Raw genomic sequence first — 23,820 nt, forward strand, 5'->3', positions numbered from 1 at the left:
CACTACTTTCTTATACCATACTTCTCACACTAAAATTATTATACCATGACAGCCGAATTAAAACTCTTTTCTATTTCACATGCGAAAGCAAATGTTGATATCCGTGAAAAATTTGCCCTTAATAACCAAGAAATTAGACATTTACTTCATCAGCTGAAAGTTGTTCTTTCCATTAATGAAGCAATGATTTATAGTTCGTGTAACCGTACTGAGATATATTACAGTTCTGATACCCTAAAAACCAATGACATTTTACAAGTACTTTGTGCGTATAAATGTCTTATTCCTTCAGAGAAGTATAAGGAATACGTAGAAGTGAAAGAAGGTAAAGATACTGTCAAACACTTGTTGTGTACTGGTATTGGCTTAAACTCTACTTTATTGGGTGATCATCAAGTTTTTGGTCAACTCAAAAAATCTTTTGAAATAGCCAAAGAAGAAGGAATGAGCAAAGTGGTGTTGAGCAGATTGATGGATCGTTTTATTCATTTCTACCAGAGAGTATCTTCAGAAACAGAGTACAATTATGGTATAACTTCCAACTCGTACGCAGCGGCTAATATTATTCAGAAGGAGTACAATAAGAATTCAAATAAGAAAGTATTAATTATTGGTGTGGGAGAAATGGGAAGTGATGTCTGTTACTTCTTAAACAAATTCAACACTAAAAATGTGTGGGTTACAAATAGAACTATGAAAAAAGCTAAGGAAATGAGCAGAACTTATGGTTTTAATTGTATTGATTATGGTTTACATTCCAAAAAACTCCACATGTTTGACATTGTATTGACCACTGCTCGTCAGCAGGCCCATTCTTATAAATCAATACACTTTAATAATAAACCACCTCAACTTGTAATTGACCTTTGTTCTCCTAGAACCGTTTCCACTGAGATCTGCAGTTTAGGTACAAAGCTTTTAAACGTGGATGATTTAGGACAGCAGACGGATCATACTATTCTAAAAAGGAAAAGAACAATCCCGCAAGTAGAAAGTATTATTAGTGAGGAAACCCATTATTTCACGGAGAATTTTAATCAAGCTGTCTATATTCCTTCAATCAGTCAAGCTACGGCATAAATTAAGATTCCTCACTACTTTAATAAACTAATAACATGGGTTTTATAGGCTCACTATTAGGGAAAAAGAAGAACAGTCCAAAAGATTTAGTTTCAAATAAACAGATTGAACTCGTTCAAAACTCTTTTACTTTAATAACACCACATAGAGGACAGGTTTCAGAATTATTTTTCTCAAAGCTATTTAAAATTGACAGTTCTTTGGAGTCTTCGTTAATGGTTGACCCAAAGGACCAAGAACGCAGACTCATTCCTATGTTGTCTGCTGTTGTAAATGGCCTGGTAGATTTTGAGTTGATAATACCTATCCTGCAGGATTTCGGAAGAACTCATGTAGAATATAATATACAGGAAAAACATTATGAAGCTGTCCAAAAGGCTTTATTTTATGCATTACAAACCGTACTTCAAGAGAAGTGGACAAGTGAAGTTGATGATGCTTGGAGTAATATTTTTTCGGTTTTGACGAATATAATGAAAGAGGCGGCTAATGAGATTGAAAAAGCAAGTTAACCTCCCCCTTGGAACTTTTAATAATCTGATAACTACACACAAAAAAGGAATGTTGGCCAACTTTTCACTGCTAGAATAATTACAACCCGGCCGACTTCCTTTTTTTCCACCAAAAATTCTCAACCTAATATAAGGCTGCTTTGTTGATATCATGATTCTCTAAATGAGTTGCTGAGTACCCATTTTTCACTACTGAGATCATCGCTTTACCCAATCTAGATGTTGTAGTGATACTGCTTGGAAATAGTTTATCCAATACAGGAAAGAAAGGTGATATAAATGAGTAAATCATTTTATACAACGGTACTTTAGAAGATACTCCTTTTTCAGGTTGTATAAACCCAGGCCTAAACATAAATGCTTTCTCAAAAGGCATTTCTAAAATTGCATTTTCAGTTTTACCTTTCACATTGGCCCAATTCATTGATGAATTTTCCTCCGTTGAGGTTCCAGCTCCAGAAACATAACAAAAAGTCATATCTGGATTAAGCGGTAAGGCAATTTCTGCAAAATGAAGTGTAAGATCATATGTCACTTGATGGTACTTTTCATTGGAGATACCTGCCGATGAAATACCTAAGCAAAAATAGCAAGCATTATAGCCTGACATATGTGGGATGACAGATGAAAAATCTGAGAAATCTTTATGGATTACTTCATGTAATTTTGGGTGCTTGATTCCTGTTGTCTCTCTAACAATAATCAAAACTTTTTCGACATCATTACTATCAAGGCATTCTAATAAAACGCCTTTGCCTACCATCCCTGTAGCTCCTGTAATGATTACTTTAATTTTCTCCATGCTAGTAGTTTATTCAATTAGTAATTTAAATTCAAGATAAACCTCTTGAAAAGCAGTAATAGATTGATTCTTTATTTTCTAACGTAGAAGTTAATAATAAATTATCTTATAAGCATCATCATTGTTAATTAAAGTTTTTGTTTTAAACATCCTAAAGAAATACCTGTAACCGAAGCTCGTTCATCGGTTTTTACAGTAGACATAGCTATTGTTCGCATTTCTATTTCAAGCCAAAAATTCATCATCCGAAACAAAAATCATCTCTATAACAAGCTACAATGCAATCTTATGTTAATAGAAATGAAAAATACTATAGAAAAGTAAAATTTAAGTAACATCGTTTTTTTATTTTTGTAATTGTAACAGTTTTAGGATTCATTATTATAAATAAATGGAAAAATTCATCATTGGCTTAATTGTGCTCACATTGCTTAGTTTAGGAACTATACAGTTTACTTCTTTATTCAAATATCTAGGTTTAGATAAGTTAGAAGCTGTGGCACTTTCATTTTTAATCACAACTTTCTTATTGGCCAGTATTGCCAAGATTATGGTTTCATATTTAGGATTTCATCCATTATTTTTCTAGGATGATTTTTATTGAAAACAAATAGCAACAACCAGTTCATTTCCTATTGTTTTCAAATCAAACTTCCAATGATTCTCCCCATCTATTTGAAGCACCCATTGTCCATCTATATACCAAAAAGTAAATGTATCAAGCAAATACGATTTATCTGTTGCTTTGATGAAGGCTTCTTTCATGGTAAATAATTGAAATAAGGCAAGTTTTCTCTGTGCGTCATCTTTTATTGACTTTACTTCTTTCAATTCTTGCGTCGATAAAAACCATTTTAATTTCTCTTCATCTAATGCAGAAATAGGCTCTAAATCTACCCCTACTTCATTATTGGAAATTGCTAAAACAATGTATCCATTACTATGAGATAAATTAAAGTAAAATTCTCCGTATATTTTTGAAAGGAATGGCTTTCCATTTTCAGAATAAGACAATGAGATCTGCTTGGGTTCAACGCCTAATTCTTTAGCAAGCGTATATTTCAAAAAAGTCCTGGCAGTCAAAAACTCTTCTCTTTTTATATCAGATATAAATCTTTTATAACGTTTCAATTCCTCACCGTCCAACAATGCTAGTTCCCCTTTTACAGCATCAACAGTAGTGGTTATAATTTTGTAGGGTTTATTCATCAATTAAGCATTTTCAATTAAAACGAAAAGCTAATATAACAAGAAGATTTTTTAAAAACATGAAGGGCTACCATTCAATAATGATAACCCTTCAAACATTTTTGGGAACTGATTATTCTACTATACCATAACCGATATATTCATAAGTTCCTCCATCAATTTTTCTTTTCACTCTATAATGGTTTTGACCACCTACCATATCAATATAATCGATTGAATTTCCATTAGCATCTGAATGTAGATCTCTGTAAGAAACATTACCATCCGAACTTTTTACAGATAGTAAATTGACCAAAGCAGTTGGGTGCTCTTCATTGATATCAGTGCCTTTATAAATTGTGATTTCATAACGTTCTTCTGGATTAATAGAAGAAGCAAATTCAATTACACCTTCTGTTTGTCCATTAACTCTCTGCTTCAATTTTACTTTTAAAGGTTCCGCAATAATATCTTCAAAATAAGTGATAGAAGTTTCAGATGTTGTTCCTGTATAAGCAGCAGTACCAATATTGGATACAACATAGTAATCTCCACCTTTATCTTCTGTTCCTTGGAACATTCTGATGTGGTAATCAGAAACTAATAATTCATTGTATTTTAATTGACGAACATCTGAGTAAAAAACCGACTCACTTTTAGATTGATATTCGACCAATTGCGTCACCTCACCTTCGTTGTATTGAATATGATTTGATATATACAATCCTACTGAAGAGTTTTGTGAAGGGTTATGATCACCTGAATGCATTTGATATCCAATCAGAGTATAACCATTTCTTCTTTCCTGCAAGCGGACCGTACCTTTGTAGCTTTTATTTTTCTCGTTGTCAAAAACATAATCATTGTAACTACCAGTCAATTCGTTACCACCTACATCTCCCCTGCCGATTTCTAATCCAGCAGTTGATTCTTCAGTAACGGTCATAAAACCATTGTCAATAGCCATAGGGTCAGTGAAGTCAGAAAGATTGGCAAAAGAAATATTTCCCGTTGTCTCATTCCCAAATTTTAAAATAGGAGGCAGACTTACAATTACTTCATTAATGAGCGAACCTGTTGCGGCACTACCTGTAATAATACTTGGGTAATATTCTTTACTGTCTTCTTTTTCTATAAGTTTCACTGCAACCAACATTTGACTTGCATTTTCACGAGGCAACATTACTGTTTCTGCTACAATACTTGAATCTTTATCATAAAGTGGGTAATTCTTCTCACCAGACTGAACAAAAGCATTTTCACCCAAATCAGTAAAAACATTAATTGAATAAGGCTCTTCGCTATTCAGTAACACTCTAAGGTTGCGATTGGCTTTAACAAGGTCTTCAAACTGAATTGATTCCCCATTATCACTTTGGTGTACTTCCGTAACACTACTGGTCTGACCTGCTGGAATTGGGTTTAAAGTAAGATAAACTTCTTGTTCTGTCCCATCAAATAAGCCATTGTATATTTTTACAGCATTCTCTTCCGTAACAGCTTGATTGAGATTTACTCTAACAATAATTTTATCATTTTCATCCATTTCAATGTCCACTCGGCCACTTTTTGAAAATGATGCTATAGAATAGGTTGCGAATGTATTTACTTGAATAGGTAAAGTGGATGGTGAATCATCCAATTCGTCATGTGAACATGAGAATAATGCTAAAACTAAAATATTTAAAGCTATAAATTTTAATAGTTCTTGAATTTTCATAATCAATATCAATGTAGTATAAATAATAGTAGTAATACGAGGTGTATTCATTAGAATATGCACCTTTCATTATGACGTATATTATGTTATACCGCATTTATATTGTTTAAGTTTAAACATTAACAATATTTTACACAGTTACAGTAACGATATTTTAATTAAAAATTGAATCAGTGGCGTCTTCTGATACACTAGAGGCCTTTTTCTTGCTTGATGAAGCATTTCCTATTCTATACCTGAAAGTCAATCTGACTACTCTTGACTCCCAACCATAAGTTTTATCCTCTGAAAAAGTTGGTTGATCTCTAGTCATTATATATTCTTGTGTATTTAGCATATCATCCAAGACCAACACTAAACTTCCTTTTCCTTTTAATACAGATTGTGAAATAGAGGCATTAATAAAATACCTTCCAGCTACATCTCCTTGTGGATTTTTTTGAGGAGAAAGGTAAGTTCCTGCAATCATGAACTGAGACCCTTTCCATAACCTCATATTCGAAGTAACTGTTGTTCTCCAATTGAGACTTGTCTGATAGACGTTGGGATCTATACTCCTGCCATCAATCATATTATAAAACACATTGACATTGGCGTTGACATTCCACCATTTCTTTAACTCAGTATCTACAATAAATTCAACCCCAGCATCTGAACCTTTATCCATATTCTCTACAGAATTGACCATTACACCATCGTCACCTTCAGTAGTGTACCACCTTGCAGGGTCTTGGTAAAGTCTATAATATAAAGAACCTTTGAAGCTTACTTTTTCTTTATTCAAATTATATCCTAATTCAAATGAATTGATAAATGATGCATCTAACTCCGGATTTCCTTTATTAATATAACTGGGATTTGAATGATCTTCGAAAGGGTTAATCATTCTCATACTTGGTCGTTCTACTTTTTTGGTGTAGGTGAAGAATACATTATCATATTCCGAAAGTCCCTGTTTTAGATTGATACTGGGATATAATTTGAAGTAATCATTCTCATAAATGTCCGTTGGATCAGAGGCCAAATTTGTTCTAATAAATGTCTGTTCAGCTCTCACTCCTGCCTGATATGAAAATTTTCGGTGTGCACCAGAAATCATCACATAACCTGCAGATACATATTCATTGTAATGGAAAATATTATTTCTTGCTTCATTTGGTAAGAAATCGTCTGAATTCTCATCATAATTCAAAACATTAAACCCTTCTGTTTTTGTTCTTACTGTCTGTTTAACACCCGTTTCAAATGTGAGATTTCCAATTGGTCTGGCATAATCAGTTTGAAACGAAAAATTGGAAAAAGTGGCATCCTTATAGTTTTGTTCTAATACTCCTAACTCCTTAAAAATTCCTACATCTCCTGCCGCATAAGCTGTGCTAATTGCCAGTTCTTCGCCTTCCCGGTCGGTTGTATGTAAGTAATCCATTCTTACTTCACCTTTCAGTTTACTTCCATCTACAGTATTAGTTTGTATAGACCTATGAGGCATATTTCCTTCTTCTGTTACTTCTGTCCAAAGGTCACCATCTCTTAACCAGTCAATTTTTACAATATTGGTTGAAACACTAAGGTTATTGTGTTCATTGAAGTCATATTGCCCACCTAATTGGAAATTATGCTTTTTGAAATTATTGTCTCCATAATAACCTTGATCTGTATTTTTGAAAGGCTCATCTTCTCCAAAGTTTTGAAGATTGGCATCCATTGAAGTGTAACGATTTTCTTCTTTGAAAGTATAAGATGAATTGATCGACAATTTTCCTTCTTGCTTTTGAAAACCGATTCCACCATCATACTTTTCACCACTACCGTATCCTAGCATTACATTAGCTGAAGTGTTTTTCAGGTTATTAGTATTCGTTGCAATATTTATAATACCAGCAGTACCGTCAGCGTCATATCGAGCAGACGGATTGGAAATAATATCAATATATTTTATGTCTTGAATGAGGATTTGCTCCAAAATAGGCCCGTATTCTCCTGACTGGCTAGCAGGCCTGTTATTGATAAACACCTGAACACCTTCACTTCCCCTATAGCTAACAATACCATCGGCATCCACATCTACAGCTGGAATTAATTGTAAAGCGTCCAAAGCATTACCATCTACAATCTTAATATTAACTCCAATTTCATAACGGTCATTGGAATTAGTATTCTGTGTTGTAATGTCGCTTTCTTGAGCTTGAGTAATGGTGGTTAAACCAAAAGATAATAATATTACAAAAAGGTAGTCTTTCACGGATCAATACATTTATTAGTTTGATATAAAACTACGTCAGATTCACTTACTCAGTAAGCACCATTAAATGACATTACCATTAACATTGAATATTTTAATATTTCCACGAAAAAATTAAGAGAATTTTATTTTATTTGAAATCTAACTATTTTTCAATAACACAAAAAAGCACAATGACGAATAAATTCACCATTGTGCTTCAAATGTCTTCAACTATCTTCTTTTAAAAAAGAAATAGAACAAGTAGGGATACCATTAAGTTGACACAAAAATCCAGCACTCCCACTCCTATATTTTTATCTTCCACCAGCTCATAATCAAGGTCTGATTTTGGAATGATCAATTTATCAAAGAAATAACTTACAATAAGTAGTAAGAAAATCATAATCGTTCCATCCATACAAATCATGATAAAGGTTTTATTCCAACCCAGAAAATCATGACCAATTGCCATCATCACAATAATACCAATTGAGATCATTTTACCAGCCACACTAAACGCTACAGCGATGTTGCCTTCATGAATCTGGTTTTGTATATCATAAGACATAAATTTGATATATCCTTTTGTAAATAGAATAAGAAATATCTGCCCAATAAAATAGAATACAAAAGCTTGCAAAGGTCCACCACCTTCACCTTTAATGGCACCTGCAATCATCAAACCTGAAGCCAGTAATGAAGCCAACTGAACAATAGCTGCCGCAATATTATGCTTTTCTTTAATTTCTTTCCGAACTGATACTCTTCTGAAAATCAAATGATCATTGATCCATGAGGATAGAAACATAACAGCAATTCCGCCAAGTGCGTAGATACTTACATTCATAATATCATGAAGAAGGTCTACCGAAGGACCTACTAAAGCTCCAATATAAATGGCAAAAACACCTACAAAATAACCTCCTATTGAAATTCCATACGCCACATTGTCTTTCTCTGTCAATTGTACATCTACATTATCTTTGTAAATGATTTTTTTGAGGAATTTTGAAATTAAAAGGATCACGGCAAAAATGAGGATGTAGATACAGCTCATTCCCCATTCTGTGAGAATTTCTAATAGTAGTTCTTTCATAATTGTCTAGTTTTATGGAATCAATAAGATTATTTATGCCCTAATAATTCAACAGCTTTTAAACCTGAATCAATGGCTTCAGTTAAAAAGGGCAATCTTCCGTTATCCACTCCTGCATACACTAGCTTTTCATGTTCTCTATTGTCATTCAGATCATTAAAAAGGTAGTCAGGTATTGGAATTGGCATTGCATGCCCCATTAAATTTATGTATACTTTTTCAATTTGAGAAATTAATTCTTCATCCTTGAGGTTAAAAAAGGAAGAAATATTCTGACATGTTTGTGCTACAATTTCTTTCCTAAGCTCTGGAACTTTAGTCAATTGATGCTTGTCAGAGGAAGCAAAACAATAATAGGCTGTCAGGACTCTATCTCCTTTTGAGGTTTGAGTTGTAGAATCTACAAAACCCATAAATTCTGATTCATTGGATAAGTCTTCATTTTGCCAAGCACCAAAAGGAATAGTATTTCCCTCTTTCAATAGAATATTCACTACCATCCAAGGAGCTTGTTCTAGGTTTGAAAGAGCTGGTTGTTTACCTTTTAAAATATATTTCAATGAATGTTTTTGCCCTGCATAAATAACTTCCTCTGCGTGATGTACTTTAATTTTCTTTTCAGCAACATCCACAACTGTAATCTCAAATTGCCCCTCTTTTTTTTCAATAGAAGTCACAAGATGATTTTCCTTCAATTTCTCAGATGGAATATGTTTTAAGAACTTATTAATGAAATAATAATTTCCTTCTGGAGGAGAAAAAGTAGCACAGCATTCACCAAACTCTGGCCTCACAGCATAATAGGCTATTCCAGCAAAAGCTGAAACCTTTTCAATTCCAGCACCAAAGTCATCAATCAAATGATAATTCAATCCCGTAACTAATTGTTCAGTCAAGTTGATCCCCTGCTCCAAAAGCCAGGTCTTGAAATCTATTTTATTCAATACTTTTGTTTCTTCTGCTGAGAGTCTTGAAGGTAACGTTATTTTGGAATAGAATGGCTGAATTAAATCATAAAATTTCTTGGTTTCATCCGTTGAAAAAAGAACTTCATTATAATACTCTCCCTTATATTTTGAGGTCGTCAGAAATGATTCGGGAATTATATACTCCTTTTCCTTAAATTGATAGAAGGCTCCATTCTTTTCAGTAATATCCAGTTCTTCTAATAACTGCATCACATTTCCACCAAATTTTTCAGGATAAGTCATATCATAATGAGCTCCCTGAGCAAAAACAGTGGAACCGTGTGTTTCTGAAGACGAACTGCCACCAAATCGGTCGGATAATTCAAATAATAAAAAATCTTTCTCTCTTAATCGATAAGCAGAAGTTAAGCCAGCGACACCACCACCAATGATAATTGTTTTTGTCTTTCCTGCTGTTTCTTTAGGAAAAGATTTACTCTGATAGACCAAGTGCCCTACTTTATCGTCAGACCTTACTTCTATCTCAAACAAATAGTCTTCTTCTTTGGTATTACAACCGGCAAGAACTCCTAATAACGCAGTGGAGGACAACTGAAGAAAATGTCTTCTTTTCATTTATCTTGTAAAAATATTTTTGAGATAAGGGTTATCTTTTCCTTTCCATATAAAACCGTCCAATATATAATGTGTGATTTGAGGAAGGGATAAAACGGCAATAATTAATGCTCTAAAAAACTGATGATCTACATATAAATTAGGCCAATTTCCAAATAAGTCTACTCTTTCATTGTTGATGAAAATATCCCAGAACAATTCCTCTGAAGATCCTAAAAATAAACAGATCAGCAACATCCATAACACACTCACAAAAACCTTTGAAAAGGACTGATTATCATTATTTTGTATTACTTTTTTCTCTTCAACATAATAAAACACTAAAAACATATACGGTATGCCATGTGCTATCACGTTGGTAATGGTAAATGAAAAATCTGAATTGAAGTACACAATTCCTAACCACCATGTACCAAATGTTGAGAACACCCAAAGTACTTTACCTATCGGAAATTCCTTGATTCTATTCTTTGATAGAAGAAGTAATTCAACAACCCATGCTACCAAAACACCAAAATAAATGACATTGAGTATCTCTACGATTGTTGTAGAAAGAATTGGAAAGGTGATAAAATCATCGGTGCTGAACCAATTGAACTTTCGATCTCCTAAAAAGTGCCAAATAAATACTGGATACAAAGTACCTAGGTAGATCATGACCTCATCCTTAAAGATTTTCCCGTTGATTGATGATTTGATTTTGTAGAGTTTTAAAAAGCCGTATTGTTGTTTGATAAAATGATATAAAGCAAAATAGGCCAAAACCCTCCAAAAAAGGCTTTCTGAATACCATGAAAAAATAAAAGTGAAAAGGAAAGCAATAATGGGTGCCAATTTTATGATACCACTGTAATTATTCCGTTCCTCTTTTGACAAATAGGTTCTGAAGATAGTACTCCAGACATGTGACACATCTACTCCTAACACAAAAAACACCCATACCAGAAGCGGGATTTTCATATCTGTAAATGTGCTGTCGAACTGAAAACATAAACCCCAGGTTATAAAAATGGGCAGATATAAAAAAAGGAGGTCTAGTTTCTTAGAAAATAACCATTGCTTATTCATTAGTCTAAATATAAGTACAAAAGCCACCTTAGAATAATCTAAAGTGGCTTTTATGAATGATATAACATTTTTTATCCTCTTGTAAAAACAAGTTCGTTTCCTTTACTCAATGTTTCATTGAAAGTATAATCCTCATAGTCAAACCCTTTCAACCCTTCTATACTTTCAATTTTGTGGTCAACAATATATCTTACCATCAAACCTCTAGCTTTCTTCGCGAAGAAACTTATGACTTTATAAGCACCATTTTTATGGTCTTTGAATACAGGTGTTACAATATCCGCTTTTAATTTCTTCTTGTCTACAGCTTTAAAATATTCATTTGAAGCCAAATTTACTAACATCTCCCCCTCTTCCAATTCTTCATTCAAAGAAGCCGTTACCGTTTCTTTCCAAAATGAATAAAGGTTCTTGTGATCTTCTACACCCCATTTAGTCCCCATTTCAAGTCTATAAGGTTGCATTAAATCCATTGGTTTCAATACTCCATAAAGTCCAGACAAAATTCTCAAATGATCTTGAAGATATTCTTGCTCATCTCCAGTTAAAGAATAAGCATCCAAACCAACATACACATCACCTTTGAAAGCAAAAACAGCTTGACGTGCATTATTCGGATCAAATTCCTTCTTCCATTCCATAAATCTGTCTTTATTCAAATCTGACAGCTTTGGACTAATGTTCATCAATTTCCCAATATCCTCAGAAGATAACTTGGCTAATGATTTGACCAGTTGTTCAGATTGATCCATAAATCTTGGATTAGAAACAATCTCAGTTGAAAATGGAGTTTCATAATCTAGACTCTTTGCCGGGGAAACCACTAACTTCATAATAATATATCTTTATATTGTTTTTTCTGTATTAATTAAATGCAATTTACGATTGATTGTACACTTAGTCCAATCAAAAAAGTTTATGCACCAATAGACCTTTTTTATTGTTGAGGAACAATCACTTTTCCTCCTGCCTTTTTCCAGTCTGTAATTCCGCCTTCAAGGTCTACTACTTTAGTAAAACCTAGATCCAATAATTTTTGTTTTGCTCTAGCACTTCTCCCGCCAGATTTACAAAAAACCATAACTGTGGTTTCTTTGTCTAAATTTTTAACTTCCTCCAAAAAGGAATCTCCCATTACATTTATATTAATTGCATCTTCCATGGTTCCTGCATTAAACTCATCTGGAGTTCTTACATCTAAGAGAACTGAACTTGGATTTTCTTGCCTAACTTTCACAAAATCAGACACTGACACTTGAGGCTCATTGTTTACAGCTCTACTACAAGCACAAAAAAATGTAATTCCGACAAAAAGTAAGATGAAGAAGTTTTTCATTAGAAATTATTTTTTAAAAATATAAATAACTGATTTTCAGTATAAATAATTTTATGGCACGATTTTAATTTCATTTCCACAACAAAATATGTTATTTTTCGTGTACTATAATTGACTTATACCTATAACCATAGTGTTTAAAGTTTTCACAAGTTAATGAATCAATAGATTTTTGTGCAAATTTTAGGTAAAAGCTATGATCTTTACTGATCAGGAATATGTTATTATTTCTTTGCTTATTGATATAAGTATTGAAATGTATTTTTTTAATTACTGACTTCAAGTACCATGTTAAAACAGGCGCAGAAGCTCAAGCAGACACAGACGTTATCACCACAGCAAATTCAGTTTATTAAACTTTTGCAGGTGCCTACTATAGAGCTGGAAAAAAGAATCCAAGAAGAACTTCAAGAAAATCCCGTTCTTGAAGAAGGGAAGGAGTCTGACCGGGAAGAACAAGAGTTCGGAAGTGATGACGCCTCAACTACTGACGACACCAACGACGAATTTGATGATATTCCTGAAATTGACCCAATAGATGAAGTAAATTTAGATGACTACGTCAATAGAGATGATGTAGCAGGTTATAAAATGTATGGTGATGGTGATGTTTCTGATGAAAAAGAACTCCCTATCCCAATGATGGACACTTTAGGTGATTCTCTACTCGTACAGCTGAGCTTCCTCAATCTAAATGAGGTAGAACAACAGATTGGAGAACAATTAATTGGCAGTATTGAAAGTGACGGCTACATTAGAAGGCCGCTAGAAGCAATTGTCAATGACCTTGCGTTTTTGCAGAATGTAGAAACAGACCTCAATCATGTTGAAGCGGTATTAAAGAAAATCCAGCAGTTTGACCCTCCAGGTATTGGGGCTAGAACTTTACAGGAGTGCCTTGAAATACAACTCAAGAAAAAAGACACGCATGACCCTATTGTCAAAATTGCTATCAAAATGATTGTGCTGTGTTTTGAGGAATTCAAGAAGAAACATTACACTAAAATTCAGAAAAGACTGGGAATTGATGATGAGCAAATGAAAGATGCCATCGAAATGATTATTCACCTCAATCCAAAACCTGGTGGAGTGAATAGCAACGCCGCATCTGCTCAATTCTTAACTCCCGATTTTATTATAAAAGAAGTAAATGGTAGAATCAATATTTCTCTGAACGGTAAAAATGCTCCTGATTTGAGAGTAAGCCGTCAGTACGGAGATATGATTGATGCTTTCGACAAAACGCCTAAGAAAACGAAGAAAATGAGAGAGGAAGTGCGTTTTGTAAAGCAAAAACTTGATGCTGCCAAATGGTTCATTGACGCCATCAAACAGCGTCAGGATACTTTACTAAGAACCATGCAAGCCATTGTGGATTATCAAATGCCATTTTTCCTCAGTGGAGATGAAGGGCAGTTGAGACCCATGATTCTTAAGGATATCGCAGAGATTATTCAAATGGATATCTCTACCGTTTCAAGAGTAGCAAGCAGTAAGGTTGTTGAGACTGACTTTGGTATTTATCCATTAAAATACTTCTTCTCTGAAAGTATTTCTACAGAAAGCGGAGAAGATGTAAGTAGCAAACAAGTAAAATCTGTCTTGAAAGAGATGATTGAAACAGAGGATAAGAAAAAACCTCTTTCTGATGACAAACTTGAAAAATTACTTCGAATTAAAGGATACAACATTGCACGTAGAACTGTAGCGAAATACAGAGAGCAAATGAACATCCCAGTAGCAAGAATGAGAAAAGAACTTTAATATGCTTGAAACAAAAAAAGTATTTCAGATTATATCAGTTCTTTTACATCCCATATTTATACCCTGCATTATTGCGGGGTTATTTCTTTTTGGAGTAAATGAAGCCCCTTGGCTAGATGCCAAAGCAAGATGGTCATTATTTAGCTTGATTTCCACCATCACCACTTTAATGCCTATTAGTTGTCTTTTAATCATGCAAAGGTTTGGAGTGGTTAAAAGTCCGCAAATGCACCATAGAGAAGAACGTGCTTTTGCACTATCAATCATGATTTTATCAGTGGCAATATTGTGCTATTTACTTATCGTAAAAATCAATGTCAGTACAGCATTAAGCATTTCGTTTTGCGCTGTCACTATAACACTGATCAATGCCAACATTGCCAATTTTGTAGATAAAATCAGTCTTCATTCGGTGGGGTTAGCCGGATTGACTGGCATTCTATACTATTTTATTAGAGAAGCAGAAGCGGAACCCAATATCATCTTGTTTGATGCATTTGGATTCAGTATTATTTTACTTGGAGTAGCAATGACAGCAAGATTGTATTTAAAAGCACACACCTATTATCAAATTTTAGCCGGAGCACTGATTGGCTTGCTCAGTGGATATGGTGGTGCTGTATTAAGTGCACACTTCCTACAACATCATACGCTCGTTTAGATCAACTTTTGAAGATTTTCAAAAGAAATAGGTTTATTCATATACCCTTTTACAAAAGAGTATTGCAATGCCGCTTGTTCATCTTCTTCAATAATGGAAGTACTTAACATCACCACAGCAATATTTTTTTTATTTTGATGCAATTCTTCCAAAAACTCATGTCCGCTCATAACAGGCATATTAATATCCAACAATATTAAATCGATTTGGCGTGAAGCCTCTTCAAGAATAAAGCCTAAAGCTTTCTCTCCATTTCTGAAAACATTAAGTGTTGATAAAAGTCCTGACCTAGTTAATATAATTTCAGTGTAAGCATTAGATGCTTCATCATCATCAATTAAAAGAATATTCATAGTTTAATTTTATTTTGGCAAGTAGACAAAGAAAGTTGTTCCCTCTCCCAATTCACTTATCACCTCTATTTTCCCCTTAAGTTGTTCACAAGCTTGTTTGGCTAAATATAATCCCAAACCGTTTCCATCAATTACATCATTAGCCCTTTTGAACATTCCAAAGATACGTTGCTTATGTACACTTAAGTCGATGCCCACACCATTATCAGTAACACTGATTATTGTTTGTTTATCAGATGTGGTATCAATTGATAATTTAAGCTGAGGAATAATTGTATTTTTTCTATACCTCAAGCCATTAGTTAAAAGGTTTTCTAAGATAGTAATTAATTGTTTCTGAGAACTCTTCAAGTAAGGTTCTCCTAAAAATTCAACTTTTAGGTAGTCGTTCAAAGAGAGTTCATCCACTGTAATACTCTTTTTAAGGTCTTCAATTAATGGTTCTAGTTCAATCTTTTCTAAAAGAACAGAGGATTCCCTTTGCTCAATCACTTTCACTAAGTCATTGATTTTAGTATTTGCTTTATCTATTGATTTTTCAATCCAATGAATAGCCTGCAATGAAGAGGGATCATTGATTGATGTATCTTCTTTCAAAAAGTGTAAAAAACTATTAATATTGGTAATTGGACTTTTCACATCATGCGTAGTGATATAAGCAAACTGCTTCAGTTCATTATTGTGTTCTTGCAGTGCAATCTCTTTCTCTTTTACCTCTGTTATATCCTCCAGCATAATCATCACTCCACCAATATCGTTTTCTGCACTTGTCCAAGGATTGATTTTGATATGTAGATATTTTAAAACTCCATTAATATGAAATTCAAAGGAAGGAATGACTACCGTTTCTACAAGCAATAAGGCTTGATCAATTTTTTCATCTAACTGTAAATCTTTAAAATGAAATGTGAATACATCACCACGAATATCTTCATTGATATTAAAAAATTGTGGCCACATATTGCTGTATGCTACAATTCTTTTTGATTGATCAAGCATCACAACAGGTGTGGGTATAGCATCAACAAATATTCTTAGGTCTTTTATACTTACTCTTTGTTCTCTATGTATTCTTTTTGAATTCACAATTTGTAGAATGTCTTGTACTGACTTTTGATTTTTAGGTTAAACATTTAGTAGGGATAATAATTTTTCAAAATAGTATTGTGATAGTTACAGTCAATTTCACAAGGTGTAATTGTAATATTCGAATCAATGAGATTCTTAAGAAGTACATCTCCTTACTTACTTTTCTACCACTTATTTAAAATACTAAATCTTGATGTACTTTCAATCATTGCTTATCAAGATTCCTAAAATAGTGTAATGAATTATGCACATTGTATTATACAAAAAGACCACCCCTTTGCAGAGGTGGCCTTGTGTAATTCTTGTTGTAGAACGATTAACCTACAGAACCTTCTAGTGATAAAGCCAATAATTTTTGAGCTTCCACAGCAAATTCCATTGGTAGTTTGTTCAATACTTCTTTACAGTAACCGTTTACAATTAGAGCGACAGCTTGTTCTGTGTCGATACCTCTTTGATTACAATAGAAGATTTGGTCCTCACCAATTTTAGAGGTTGTTGCCTCGTGTTCTACTTTTGATGTATGGTTATCTACTTCAATGTAAGGGAATGTATGAGCACCACAACGGTCACCCATCAACAATGAATCACATTGAGAGAAATTTCTTGAGTCTGTTGCGTTCTTGTTCACTTTCACCAATCCTCTGTATGAGTTTTGAGATTTACCAGCAGAAACACCTTTAGAAACAATTCTAGATTTAGTGTTTTTACCGATGTGAATCATTTTAGTACCTGTATCTGCTTGTTGCATGTTATTTGTTACAGCCACAGAATAGAACTCTCCTACTGAGTTATCACCTTTCAAGATACAAGAAGGATACTTCCAAGTTACAGAAGAACCTGTTTCAACTTGCGTCCATGATAACTTAGAGTTGTTACCATCACAGATACCACGCTTAGTTACAAAGTTGTAAACACCACCTTTACCATTTTCGTCTCCAGGGTACCAGTTTTGTACTGTTGAGTACTTCACTTCAGCATCTTCATGAACAAAAATTTCAACTACCGCTGCGTGTAATTGGTTTTCGTCACGTTGAGGAGCTGTACATCCTTCCAAGTAAGATACGTAAGAAGAATCTTCAGCAATAATTAAAGTACGCTCAAATTGACCTGTACCTGATGCATTAATTCTGAAATAAGTTGACAATTCCATTGGACAGTGAACTCCTTTTGGAATGTAACAGAATGAACCATCAGAGAATACAGCTGAGTTTAACGCCGAGAAGAAATTATCTTTTACTGGAACAACTGATCCAAGATACTTTTTCACTAACTCTGGATGATCTTTAACTGCTTCTGAGAAAGAACAGAAAATAATTCCTTTCTCTGCTAAAGTGTCTTTGAAAGTAGTAGCAACGGATACTGAATCAAAAACTGCATCAACTGCAATGTTTGAATCCTTTACTCCTGTCAAACGCTTTTGTTCGTCAAGAGAAATACCTAATTTTTCAAAAGTAGCTAATAGTTCAGGGTCTACTTCTTCTAATGATTCGATAGCCTTTTTCTGTACTGGAGCAGAATAGTAAATGATGTCTTGGTAGTCTACTTTTTCATAGACAACATTAGCCCACTCTGGGCATTCCATCTTTTGCCATTCTCTGAAAGCACTAAGCCTCCACTCTAGCAACCATTCTGGCTCTTCTTTCTTAGCAGAAATGAATCTTACAATCTCTTCGTTTAGTCCTTTGGGAGCTTGATCTGCTTCAATGTCAACAGTCCAACCGTGCTCATATTCTTTGGACGTAAAGTCTTCTAATATTTTATTATCCTGATCTGCACTCATTATGTAAAACGTTTTCTACGTTGTCTAATTTCTACTTTGTATTTGATATGTTTCCATCTATAACTGAAAACATAACTGATTTGTTCATTAGAAACCTACTATTTTAAATGGAAAAAGTCCACAACACTATTTAGTATGGTTCTAAATTGCAAAATTAAGATATAAATTTCAGAAAGTTGAGTTTTAGCATCAAAAAGTTTCTCAATTCTTTTAAAAAGATGATTATTACAGAAATTTGAAAAAAAAACTACATTAAATGCAATTTATACACTAGAATAATTATATTTACAAACGTTAAAGTTGCTAACACAACTCCGCCTCAAGTTGTGTTACTATGGGTATTTTTTTTCATGACTGTATACCTTAGCCTTAACTTATTTAAAGAATTTAAATAATTGTGGGTTGTCTTTCTAGATAACCCTTTTTTATTGTTGATTCAAAACACCTAACAGGCTCTCTTTAATCTATCTATTTCATAAAAAAAAGCAATTAAGCGTAACGCCTAACTGCTCCTAATCTTCAATATTTTGAAAGCATTATTTTTTTAATTTTGCATAATGCTTGTAAAATAATTCAATTGTTTCAATTCCTTTCAAGAAATTAAAAATTCCAAATTTTTCGTTTGGTGAGTGAATCGCATCAGAATCTAAACCAAATCCCATCATAACAGAGTCCAATCCTAGTTCTTCTTTGAAAAGTGCAACAATTGGAATAGATCCACCGCTTCTTACTGGAATAGGCTCCTTACCAAATGCCTCTGCATATGCATCATTTGCTGCTTGATATTCAGTAGAATTTGTAGGAATTACTACTGGTGTTCCTCCGTGATGTGCTGTCACTTTCACTTTGATACCGTCAGGAACCAATGACTCAACATGTTTTGCAAATAAGTCAGAAATCTCTTCCCATGATTGGTGAGGCACCAAACGCATAGAAACTTTAGCGTATGCCTTTGACGGAATAACAGTCTTAGCACCTTCGCCAATATATCCACCCCACATACCATTGATATCTAAAGTAGGTCGGATACTTGTTCTTTCGTTTGTTGAGAATCCTTTCTCTCCAAATTCTTTATCAATATCCAATGCTTTTTTATAAGCATCTAAATCAAAAGGAGCTTTAGCCATTTTAGCTCTTTCCTCTTCTGTCAATACCTCAACTTTGTCATAGAAGCCAGGAATTGTAATGTGACCGTCTTTATCTTTTAATGCAGCCAACACTTCAGAAAGAGCATTCAATGGATTCTGAACAGCACCACCATACATACCTGAGTGAAGATCTCTATTAGGTCCTGTTAGTTCTAATTCCATATAGCTCAAACCTCTCAGACCTACAGTAATTGAAGGTGTATCTACAGAGATCATCCCTGTATCAGAGATCAAAATTACATCTGCTTTCAAGTCTTCTTTTCTCTCACGGATGAAATCGCCCAAGTTTACAGAACCAATTTCTTCCTCACCTTCCAGCATAAACTTCACATTACAAGCCAATGTATTGTTTTTCATCATTGACTCAAAAGCCTTTATATGCATATACATCTGACCTTTGTCGTCTGATGCACCTCTTGCATAAATACTGTCGTTTTTGATAGTAGGTTCAAATGGAGGAGTGTCCCACAAATCTAATGGATCAGCAGGTTGTACATCATAGTGTCCGTATACAATTACAGTTGGTAATGAAGAGTCAATAATTTTTTCTCCGTAAACCACAGGATTACCTTTTGTTGGACAAATCTCAACTTTATCCGCTCCTGCTTCTGTTAGTTTGTGTGCAATAAATGCCGCAGCTTTTTTGATGTCAGGTTGATATTCCACATCGGTACTTACAGAAGGAATACGTAATAAATCAAAAAGTTCAGATAGGAATCTATCCTTATTCTCCTCGATGTACTTAGTCATGTTATATGTATTTAAAAAGTCAAACTGATTAATAATCAATCAGGCATTGTTCCAAAAATGAAATCCCATAAGGGTGATGAGACTCCAAACGCCTTAGTGTCATCTCTATAGTGATGGATACTATGATGGATCCATAAAATCTTTAAAAAATTTTTTGGAGGGTGCATAGCATGAATCATATAATGGACTCCCAAATATAAGGCATATCCTGTTAGAAAACCTGCAGTGAAAGGGAAACAATAGTCATCTAATGCTAAATAAAACAGATAAAAAAAGGAAGAAGCCAATAAGACACTAACGATAGGAGGCATAGCTAACCTTGATTTATCCTTAGGGTGATGATGATGCACCCCATGGAATTTGTGCGTGATATCTTTTTTTAAAGGTGTGGTAGGGTTCATATGAAATACAAAACGATGCATAACATATTCCACCAAAGTGAAAAGTAACAATCCTACAAGAAAAAGAGCAATAGTGAGACTTAATGTTACGAGTTGATAATAAAGACCATACACAAGCAAGCCTGCTCCAAAAATGAGATACATTGATATGGGCACTGCTGCGTGTGTATGGGTAAGTTTTTCTAGTATAGGGTTCTTAAATAGTTTCTTTTCGTTAGATTTTTTTTCATTAATTGAAGATGAAGAAATATCCATTATAAAATAGTTATGTAAGGGTTAAAGGATTAATCACCCACCATCACATTTAAACTAAAGGATAATGGGTCTAACTCTCCTATAAGTTCGTGAATAAAATTCACATTTTTAGGCCAAAACTCCATCAAATTGACAATTCTTTCCTGCGGAGCGTTATTTGGCAATAAACATTCCCTTATACATAGCACTCTTTCAATATCATCTTGGATTTTTCTTTTACCCTCTTTTCTCAGCTTACTTTGGGTATGCTCTACACGTTTCAACATTCGTGTTCTTTCAGCATCAACATGCTTTTTAAGATTAGGAGTAATAGCATTGGCTTTGGTTAAGATTTCACTGTAAGCCAGCTCAATCTTTGCCAACTCCGCTGTAATATCTGTATCAACATCTTCATTTCCATCAAGAATCTGTTCTTCAATAGCTCTTTTCGGTTGAAGAAGTTCTTCTAAAGGCCAACCTGATTTACGCCACTTCTCACTGAAATGTCCGTCTAAAACCAAACAAAAACCCCTTGGTAATACCATTGGGTACTGAACATTGTAAGCCTCAAAAGCTTCTTTCAACTGTAACCAATAAATTACTTCTGCAGGCCCTCCTAAATAAGCTAAATTAGGTAATAAGACTTCTTGAAGAACAGGTCTTAATACTACATTAGGACTGAACTTCTCTGGACTCTCCTCTACTAGAACGTCCATTTCTTCTGAAGTCCATGAAAATTCACCTCCCACAGTTTGAAATCCTTCTGCTGTTTTTTCTAATCGCAAACGGACTCCATCTTCCATAAAGAAAAGGTTTATCTCTCTTGCAAAGATCTGCGTTTTATACCCTTGGCTTTCAATTAAAGCATTGGTCTTAGACACTTTCTCAAAACTCACACTTTCATAAAGCTCTTTTTTGATAATTTCTTTGAAAGGCTCTTTTAAAGCTTTATGATCCGCGTCTACACAAACCAATCCAAATTCCTTAAAAAGCGTATTAACGATCTTTCTAGTAGCTTCTGTGAGATTTTCACTTTCCGTATATGCCTTCACAAATAACTCTGGCATATCTTTGATTCTATCAAGAATCTGATCCATTCCTTCCAACGACAACCTTCCTACAGGTCCGGAAGGGTTAGGATGTTCCCAAGTATATTTCCTTCCTCCTAACTGAAATGAGGCAATCTCCTCAAAATCATGATCTTCCGTTGCCATCCAATACACCGGAATGAAATTCTTATCTGGGTACTTTTCTTTCAGCTGCTTACACAAATTAATGGTGGCAGCAATTTTATATACAAAAAACAAAGGACCTGTGAAGATATTCAATTGGTGTCCTGTGATAATTGTATATGTATTTTTATCTAAAAGTAAATCAACTTGTGCTGATGGATAATCCTCTATTTTACTATATTGATCATGTAAAGATTGTACTAACCTTTGTCTCGATGCATCCGTAAAATCACTTCGATTTTCAATAATTTGATCAAATGATGATAATTGGGGTGAGTATTGATATAAAGGTTTAATCTCTTCTTTTTCTGAAAGGTAATCTAGAAACATTTTTCCGTATAAACCGGCTGTTTCGAATGGAATTTTGTAAGTATTCATTGTGTTTATTATTCTTCGACCTACGAATTTAATGGATGTTTTGAAAAAAAATAGTGAATCACTAAAAAATATTTGTTTCAACAATAGTTGACACTATCAAAACACTATTTATCGGTCATATGCCACTTTCATTTTTTCACCAATGATAAGTTTGTTTTGATGCATAACTTTTATGATTCCATCATTGATGACTGTATATTTTCCTTCTTTTTGTAATTCAATATTTTCAGACTCCTGAACGGCACCATCAAAAGTTATTTCAACGCCCTTTGGTATCCATTTTTCAAAAGGGGAATTTTTATTTAATACGTATTTAAAATCATCAGCAAAAACTACAAGGGTATTGATGTACTCTTGGTCTTTCAGCAGTTCTTGGCTTGAGGTATCCAATACATTGGTGATATAATTCAATGCAAAGTGTTTTTGGGATGACAACCACTTCAGTACCGTCTCCAACAATGCGTCATGGTAATGCACCAACTCAAAAAATTCATTTTGCCTTGTCATATTTTTATTGATTTCTTCTTTATGCTCTTGATAAAAGATAATATCAATCTTGATATCCAAGGATAATAATTTTTCATAAGACTGTGCTGTAGCAATTACAATTGGACTCCATTCCAACAATGAAAATAAAAGTGGAAATTGAGATTCATCTACCTTGCCCACTAAAACGGCAGGTTCCTGATCATCTCTGACAATGTGATGTGAAGACATAAAATAGTAAAACAAAAAAATGCCATAAATTACAGTATCGAATTTATGGCATTTTTTGAGATTTATTTCAAGGTTTCCAATAATTTCTGCAGGTCCTTCATAATAGCTTTCCCTTTGTCTTTGTTATACCATTTTTGGACTTTCATTGAAAACTGCTGTTTATCCTCTCCTACTTCTTTCTTGAATTCTGGAATTAAGGCTGTCAACTCTTCCGGTCTAGGTCCCCATTCTCCTAACACTTCATTCGTCTTTTGATCGATCATGATCAATTTTGGAATAGACCTTGAACCGTTAGTCAAGAACTGCTCCATAAGGTCTTGATTATTATCTCTCAATAAAAATCTCAATTCTATTTTTGGTGAAACCTGAGCGGCCTCAGCAATGATTGGTATACTTTGAGCAGCATCTCCACACCACCCTTCAGTCAATACCAGCCAGTAAACACTTGTGTTTACCGCTCTTCCTGCCACTCTCAAAGGATCTAAAAGACGATTGGTTTTGTCAATCCTTTGCATTCTTGTAACATTCAAACGAGTATAATCTACTAGTTGAGAATCATCGTAGCTGATAATTGTAGGTTCATCAGATAATAGGTTATCCAGTGCTTCTCTATATGTTTCATAAGTAAAAGCATTATCGATATACTCTTGTGCTACAGTTTGGTTTTCTGCCATACGAATAATTGAATGATTAGGTTGATTATATAATTAATGTATTGCCTCATTTAACAATGATAATAT

General features: G+C 34.0%; 22 protein-coding genes. 5 read left to right on the forward strand and 17 right to left on the reverse strand.

The genetic code is table 11. From position 1 onward, the window contains the following. The first annotated feature begins 45 nt into the window (after positions 1-45). Complete coding sequence (gene hemA / locus AVL50_RS02415; protein WP_062614882.1) at positions 46-1,080, forward strand: glutamyl-tRNA reductase; 1,035 nt, start codon at positions 46-48, stop codon at positions 1,078-1,080. Between the two features lie 35 nt (positions 1,081-1,115). Further along, positions 1,116-1,592, forward strand: a complete 477-nt coding sequence (locus AVL50_RS02420; protein WP_062614883.1) for a globin domain-containing protein — start codon at positions 1,116-1,118, stop codon at positions 1,590-1,592. Between the two features lie 124 nt (positions 1,593-1,716). Here AVL50_RS02420 and AVL50_RS02425 read toward each other — a convergent pair whose 3' ends face one another. Beyond that, positions 1,717-2,394, reverse strand: coding sequence for an NAD-dependent epimerase/dehydratase family protein (locus AVL50_RS02425; protein ID WP_062614884.1), 678 nt, complete (start codon positions 2,392-2,394; stop codon positions 1,717-1,719). Between the two features lie 391 nt (positions 2,395-2,785). Between AVL50_RS02425 and AVL50_RS02430 the strand changes: the two genes are divergently transcribed. Continuing rightward, positions 2,786-2,983 (forward strand): hypothetical protein, encoded by a 198-nt coding sequence (locus AVL50_RS02430; RefSeq protein WP_062614885.1) that lies wholly within the window; start codon positions 2,786-2,788, stop codon positions 2,981-2,983. 8 nt (positions 2,984-2,991) lie between these two features. Here the strand turns inward: AVL50_RS02430 and AVL50_RS02435 are convergent, their stop codons facing one another. From AVL50_RS02435 to AVL50_RS02470, 8 genes are all read right to left on the reverse strand, one after another. After that, a complete protein-coding gene (locus AVL50_RS02435; protein WP_062614886.1) occupies positions 2,992-3,603 on the reverse strand; it encodes a 4'-phosphopantetheinyl transferase superfamily protein in 612 nt (203 codons plus the stop codon). A gap of 112 nt (positions 3,604-3,715) precedes the next feature. Beyond that, positions 3,716-5,302, reverse strand: coding sequence for a hypothetical protein (locus tag AVL50_RS02440; RefSeq protein ID WP_062614887.1), 1,587 nt, complete (start codon positions 5,300-5,302; stop codon positions 3,716-3,718). Positions 5,303-5,456: 154 nt separating this feature from the next. Next, a complete protein-coding gene (locus AVL50_RS02445; protein ID WP_062614888.1) occupies positions 5,457-7,544 on the reverse strand; it encodes an outer membrane beta-barrel family protein in 2,088 nt (695 codons plus the stop codon). Between the two features lie 223 nt (positions 7,545-7,767). Then, positions 7,768-8,622 (reverse strand): DUF350 domain-containing protein, encoded by an 855-nt coding sequence (locus tag AVL50_RS02450; RefSeq protein WP_062614889.1) that lies wholly within the window; start codon positions 8,620-8,622, stop codon positions 7,768-7,770. Between the two features lie 29 nt (positions 8,623-8,651). Continuing rightward, positions 8,652-10,166: an NAD(P)-binding protein gene (locus AVL50_RS02455; RefSeq protein WP_062614890.1), complete on the reverse strand. Its 1,515-nt coding sequence runs from the start codon at positions 10,164-10,166 to the stop codon at positions 8,652-8,654. After that, positions 10,167-11,126, reverse strand: a complete 960-nt coding sequence (locus AVL50_RS02460) for a hypothetical protein (protein ID WP_062614891.1) — start codon at positions 11,124-11,126, stop codon at positions 10,167-10,169. A 179-nt stretch (positions 11,127-11,305) separates the two neighbouring features. Next, positions 11,306-12,067, reverse strand: a complete 762-nt coding sequence (gene yaaA, locus AVL50_RS02465; protein WP_062614892.1) for a peroxide stress protein YaaA — start codon at positions 12,065-12,067, stop codon at positions 11,306-11,308. 104 nt (positions 12,068-12,171) lie between these two features. Further along, complete coding sequence (locus AVL50_RS02470; protein ID WP_062614893.1) at positions 12,172-12,570, reverse strand: rhodanese-like domain-containing protein; 399 nt, start codon at positions 12,568-12,570, stop codon at positions 12,172-12,174. Positions 12,571-12,858: 288 nt separating this feature from the next. Here AVL50_RS02470 and rpoN point away from each other — a divergent pair, with 288 nt between their 5' ends. Together rpoN and AVL50_RS02480 are read left to right on the forward strand one after the other, a co-directional pair. Then, positions 12,859-14,334, forward strand: coding sequence for an RNA polymerase factor sigma-54 (gene rpoN, locus AVL50_RS02475; protein WP_062614894.1), 1,476 nt, complete (start codon positions 12,859-12,861; stop codon positions 14,332-14,334). 193 nt (positions 14,335-14,527) lie between these two features. Beyond that, positions 14,528-14,995, forward strand: coding sequence for a hypothetical protein (locus AVL50_RS02480; RefSeq protein ID WP_062614895.1), 468 nt, complete (start codon positions 14,528-14,530; stop codon positions 14,993-14,995). On the opposite strand, the gene AVL50_RS02485 is transcribed toward AVL50_RS02480, so the two are convergent. The 8 genes from AVL50_RS02485 to AVL50_RS02520 all read right to left on the reverse strand — a co-directional run bounded on the left by AVL50_RS02485 (position 14,992) and on the right by AVL50_RS02520 (position 23,754). After that, entirely contained in the window at positions 14,992-15,348 is a 357-nt protein-coding gene (locus AVL50_RS02485; RefSeq protein ID WP_062614896.1) for a response regulator, read from the reverse strand. The genes AVL50_RS02480 and AVL50_RS02485 overlap by 4 nt on opposite strands. Before the next feature lie 9 nt (positions 15,349-15,357). Beyond that, positions 15,358-16,434 carry a PAS domain-containing sensor histidine kinase gene (locus AVL50_RS02490; protein WP_157491110.1) on the reverse strand — a complete coding sequence of 359 codons (1,077 nt, stop codon included), beginning with the start codon at positions 16,432-16,434 and terminating at the stop codon, positions 15,358-15,360. Positions 16,435-16,753: 319 nt separating this feature from the next. Then, on the reverse strand, positions 16,754-18,220 hold the full coding sequence (gene sufB, locus AVL50_RS02495) for a Fe-S cluster assembly protein SufB (protein WP_062614898.1): 1,467 nt from the start codon (positions 18,218-18,220) through the stop codon (positions 16,754-16,756). A 536-nt stretch (positions 18,221-18,756) separates the two neighbouring features. Next, on the reverse strand, positions 18,757-20,118 hold the full coding sequence (locus AVL50_RS02500) for a dipeptidase (protein WP_062614899.1): 1,362 nt from the start codon (positions 20,116-20,118) through the stop codon (positions 18,757-18,759). A gap of 35 nt (positions 20,119-20,153) precedes the next feature. After that, a complete protein-coding gene (locus AVL50_RS02505) occupies positions 20,154-20,774 on the reverse strand; it encodes a sterol desaturase family protein (protein ID WP_062614900.1) in 621 nt (206 codons plus the stop codon). 29 nt (positions 20,775-20,803) lie between these two features. Continuing rightward, entirely contained in the window at positions 20,804-22,363 is a 1,560-nt protein-coding gene (bshC, locus tag AVL50_RS02510) for a bacillithiol biosynthesis cysteine-adding enzyme BshC (protein WP_062614901.1), read from the reverse strand. A 108-nt stretch (positions 22,364-22,471) separates the two neighbouring features. Continuing rightward, positions 22,472-23,080 (reverse strand): hypothetical protein, encoded by a 609-nt coding sequence (locus AVL50_RS02515; RefSeq protein WP_062614902.1) that lies wholly within the window; start codon positions 23,078-23,080, stop codon positions 22,472-22,474. A 62-nt stretch (positions 23,081-23,142) separates the two neighbouring features. Next, complete coding sequence (locus tag AVL50_RS02520) at positions 23,143-23,754, reverse strand: thioredoxin family protein (protein ID WP_062614903.1); 612 nt, start codon at positions 23,752-23,754, stop codon at positions 23,143-23,145. Between the last annotated feature and the right edge of the window lie 66 nt (positions 23,755-23,820).

The sequence above is a fragment of the Flammeovirga sp. SJP92 genome, assembly GCF_001583495.1.
In the GTDB taxonomy this organism is placed as follows: domain Bacteria; phylum Bacteroidota; class Bacteroidia; order Cytophagales; family Flammeovirgaceae; genus Flammeovirga.

Coding starts and splice junctions, on each gene's coding strand:
- AVL50_RS02430 (WP_062614885.1), top strand. CDS start 2,786: ATGGAAAAATTCATCATTGGCTTAATTGTGCTCACATTGCTTAGTTTA.
- AVL50_RS02485 (WP_062614896.1), bottom strand. CDS start 15,348: ATGAATATTCTTTTAATTGATGATGATGAAGCATCTAATGCTTACACT.
- AVL50_RS02480 (WP_062614895.1), top strand. CDS start 14,528: ATGCAAAGGTTTGGAGTGGTTAAAAGTCCGCAAATGCACCATAGAGAA.
- AVL50_RS02450 (WP_062614889.1), bottom strand. CDS start 8,622: ATGAAAGAACTACTATTAGAAATTCTCACAGAATGGGGAATGAGCTGT.
- AVL50_RS02420 (WP_062614883.1), top strand. CDS start 1,116: ATGGGTTTTATAGGCTCACTATTAGGGAAAAAGAAGAACAGTCCAAAA.
- rpoN (WP_062614894.1), top strand. CDS start 12,859: ATGTTAAAACAGGCGCAGAAGCTCAAGCAGACACAGACGTTATCACCA.
- AVL50_RS02460 (WP_062614891.1), bottom strand. CDS start 11,126: ATGAAAATCCCGCTTCTGGTATGGGTGTTTTTTGTGTTAGGAGTAGAT.
- AVL50_RS02470 (WP_062614893.1), bottom strand. CDS start 12,570: ATGAAAAACTTCTTCATCTTACTTTTTGTCGGAATTACATTTTTTTGT.
- AVL50_RS02455 (WP_062614890.1), bottom strand. CDS start 10,166: ATGAAAAGAAGACATTTTCTTCAGTTGTCCTCCACTGCGTTATTAGGA.
- yaaA (WP_062614892.1), bottom strand. CDS start 12,067: ATGAAGTTAGTGGTTTCCCCGGCAAAGAGTCTAGATTATGAAACTCCA.
- bshC (WP_062614901.1), bottom strand. CDS start 22,363: ATGAATACTTACAAAATTCCATTCGAAACAGCCGGTTTATACGGAAAA.
- AVL50_RS02440 (WP_062614887.1), bottom strand. CDS start 5,302: ATGAAAATTCAAGAACTATTAAAATTTATAGCTTTAAATATTTTAGTT.
- AVL50_RS02500 (WP_062614899.1), bottom strand. CDS start 20,118: ATGACTAAGTACATCGAGGAGAATAAGGATAGATTCCTATCTGAACTT.
- AVL50_RS02425 (WP_062614884.1), bottom strand. CDS start 2,394: ATGGAGAAAATTAAAGTAATCATTACAGGAGCTACAGGGATGGTAGGC.
- AVL50_RS02520 (WP_062614903.1), bottom strand. CDS start 23,754: ATGGCAGAAAACCAAACTGTAGCACAAGAGTATATCGATAATGCTTTT.
- hemA (WP_062614882.1), top strand. CDS start 46: ATGACAGCCGAATTAAAACTCTTTTCTATTTCACATGCGAAAGCAAAT.
- AVL50_RS02435 (WP_062614886.1), bottom strand. CDS start 3,603: ATGAATAAACCCTACAAAATTATAACCACTACTGTTGATGCTGTAAAA.
- sufB (WP_062614898.1), bottom strand. CDS start 18,220: ATGAGTGCAGATCAGGATAATAAAATATTAGAAGACTTTACGTCCAAA.
- AVL50_RS02515 (WP_062614902.1), bottom strand. CDS start 23,080: ATGTCTTCACATCACATTGTCAGAGATGATCAGGAACCTGCCGTTTTA.
- AVL50_RS02505 (WP_062614900.1), bottom strand. CDS start 20,774: ATGGATATTTCTTCATCTTCAATTAATGAAAAAAAATCTAACGAAAAG.